The 2,793-nt window shown below is 63.5% G+C and carries 3 protein-coding genes; all 3 read right to left on the bottom strand.

Features of this window, described 5'->3' with window-relative positions; genetic code table 11:
• Window positions 1–163: 163 nt before the first annotated feature.
• Window positions 164–1,756, bottom strand: a complete 1,593-nt coding sequence (gene tnpC / locus EAV90_RS38940) for an IS66 family transposase (RefSeq protein WP_129146457.1) — start codon at window positions 1,754–1,756, stop codon at window positions 164–166.
• Between the two features lie 93 nt (window positions 1,757–1,849).
• A complete protein-coding gene (gene tnpB, locus EAV90_RS38935; RefSeq protein WP_129146456.1) occupies window positions 1,850–2,197 on the bottom strand; it encodes an IS66 family insertion sequence element accessory protein TnpB in 348 nt (115 codons plus the stop codon).
• Entirely contained in the window at window positions 2,194–2,595 is a 402-nt protein-coding gene (tnpA, locus tag EAV90_RS41380; RefSeq protein ID WP_129146455.1) for an IS66-like element accessory protein TnpA, read from the bottom strand. The genes tnpB and tnpA overlap by 4 nt, the downstream gene beginning before the upstream one ends.
• Window positions 2,596–2,793: the final 198 nt, after the last annotated feature.

Here is a 2,793-nt window from a genome sequence, read left to right as displayed (position 1 = left end):
CCCATAGAGCACCCCCTCGCGAATCAGGTGCTCAGCAAGGAATCACAAGTGATTCTTTCGATTCAAGATTTCGCCGATCAGCGGATCAGCCCGAGTCGTCAAAGTTATGGGTAATTGAAAGCCGGTGAGGGCCGCGGAATGATCGCGTGGCGCGGTGGCCCGATCAGGCCGCAGATTGAACAGGGCTGTTCTTCCATTCCCAAGGCAGCAGCTCATTGAGCCGACCTTGCGGGGTGCTAGCGATGCTGGCCAAAACGTCCGCGAGCCAGGCTTGCGGGTCGATGTCGTTGAGCTTTGCTGTCATGATCAGCGTCGCCATGATGGCTGCGCGGTCGGCACCACGTTCCGAGCCGGCGAAGAGCCAGGACTTGCGGCCCAAGGCAAAGCCGCGCAGCGCGCGCTCCGCCGCATTGTTTGTCAGGCAGATCCGTCCGTCTTCGATGAAGCGGGCAAACCGGTCCCAGCGGCGCAGCATGTAATCGATCGGCTTGGCCACCGATGACGAGTTCGACAGCCGACCCCGCTGCTCGCGCAGCCATGCTTCCAATGCAGTCAAAAGCGGCGCGCTTTGCTCCTTGCGCACCCGCAGACGCTCTTCGGCCCCTTGGCCGTTGAGGCCGCGCTCAATATCGAACAACGCATCGATGCGCTTGACCGCCTCCAGGGCAATCGGCGAGATCGTCGCGGCGTTCTTGTCGCGCCTCGCGGTGGCCGCGATGTCCGCCAGCTCGAAGAACTGCCGCCGGGCGTGGGCCCAACAGAGTGCGGACGTGATCGGTCCCTGCGCGCGGGAGGCGTCATACAGCTCGTTGTAGCCGCTATAGGCGTCGGCCTGCAGGATGCCGGAGAAGCTTTGGAGATGCCGCGTGGGATGCTCCTGCCGTCGATCGCGCGAGGCGTAATAGAGTGCAGCCGGCGGCGCCCGTCCGCCAAACGGCCGGTCGTCGCGAACGTAGGTCCAGATATGTCCTTTGACCGTCTGGCCCTTGGCCAGGATCGGCACCGTGGTGTCATCGCCATGCAGTCGCTCGGCGGCGAGGACGTGACGCTCGATCAGCCGATAAAGCGGCTGCAGGGCCGTCGCACAGGCGCCGACCTGGTCAGCCAGTGTCGACAGGCTCAGATCGATGCCCTCCCGGGCATAGCGCTCGCTCTGTCGGTTCAAGGGCTGATGCTGGCCGAACTTCTCGAACAGGATCATGGCAAGCAGGTTCGGCCCGGCAAAGCCGCGCGGCGTCACGTGGAACGGGGCTGGCGGCTGGGTGATCGTCTCGCAGTCCCGGCACGAGAACTTCTCGCGCACCGTCTGGATCACCTTCCACTGCCGGGGAACGACCTCCAGCGTCTCCGTAATGTCTTCGCCCAGCTTTGATAGCTTCGATGAGCCGCAGCAAGGGCAGCTCTGCGGTGCGGCGATCACGACCCGCTCGCGCGGCAAATGGTCGGGGAACGGTTTGCGCGACGGCCGCTTGCGTTGGAAGGACCTGACGGTCTGTGTCTTGGCCGCCGCCCTCTCGGCTGCCAGTTCGTCTTCGGTTGCGGTTGCTTCCAACTCTTCAAGCTCAAGCTCCATCTGCTCCAGGAGCCGTGCCTTGCGTTCCGAGCGGCTGCCATAAATCTGGCGACGCAGCTTCTCGATCTCGAGCTTGAGGTAACTGATCAGGGCCTCGGCCGCCTTCACGTCGGCAGCTTCCGCTTTGGCGCTCGCCGCAACCGCCTCCGCTTCCAGGCGCGCGGCACGCTGCGCGAGGATCATCGCATGCGCGGCGGCAAGATCGGTGGGGAGCGATTCAGATGTGGTCACGATGATGATGGAATCACATCCATCACGATCCGCAAGGTCAAAGCCTCATCCGACCGATGTCGGCCGCCACGTCTCTTGTGGGTGCCACCAGTCAATCCCGGACAGAAGATAACCGAGCTGCGCCGACGAGATCGTCACCACACCCTCGGCCGGGCTCGGCCAGATGAAGCGCCCCCGCTCCAGGCGCTTCGTGAACAGGCAGGCGCCCTGGCCGTCATGCCAGATGACCTTCAAAAGATTGCCCCGGCGACCGCGGAAGCAAAACAGGTGGCCGCCCAGCGGGTCGCGATGCAAGATCTCCTGAACCTGCAATGCAAGCGACGGAAAGCCCTTTCGCATATCGGTATGGCCGGTCGCGAGCCATACCCGCATGCCGGCCGGCAACGGGATCATCGTTGCCGTCCATCCGTCAGCGCTGCCACGACTGCGCTCAGCGTCGCCGCATCAACCGCACCGGTGATCCGCATCCGAGCCCCGGCCGCGAACTCAATCTCGATCGCACCGCAGCTTCCCGAGGGAGCCGTCAACGGTCGCCGCTCTGGCGCAATCGAGACTGCCGCAAAACGGACCCCATCATCCTGCCGCTGCATCGGCTCGGGCCCGCAAGCGAGGACGCCGGTGCGCACCTGCCGCCGGCAAGCCGTAACCAGATTGCGGTGAACGTCATGTCGCCGAGCAACCTCGACAACACTGGCCCCAGGCGCCAAACTCTCCTCCACGATCCGAAGCTTCTCGGCACTCGTCCACCGCCGTCGCCGCTCAGGACCGGACAGAACCGTAACCGTCGTCACGTTTGCTCATTTGCTTGCGAATTAATGAGCAAACCATCTCACGCTCGAACCCGATCGGGGAAGGCGGCCCCCACCGGCTTTCAATTACCCATAACTTTGACGACTCGGGCTGATCCGCTGATCGGCGAAATCTTGAATCGAAAGAATCACTTGTGATTCCTTGCTGAGCACCTGATTCGCGAGGGGGTGCTCTATGGG

It is taken from the genome of Bradyrhizobium vignae (genome assembly GCF_004114425.1).
Taxonomy (GTDB): domain Bacteria; phylum Pseudomonadota; class Alphaproteobacteria; order Rhizobiales; family Xanthobacteraceae; genus Bradyrhizobium; species Bradyrhizobium vignae.
Note: the sequence above shows the minus strand (reverse complement) of the source record. Positions and strands in the feature narration are given on the sequence as shown.

What these genes read in the sequence shown, in the direction of transcription:
- tnpC (WP_129146457.1), bottom strand. Translation starts at nt 1,756, where the DNA reads ATGATCCTCGCGCAGCGTGCCGCGCGCCTGGAAGCGGAGGCGGTTGCG.
- tnpB (WP_129146456.1), bottom strand. Translation starts at nt 2,197, where the DNA reads ATGATCCCGTTGCCGGCCGGCATGCGGGTATGGCTCGCGACCGGCCAT.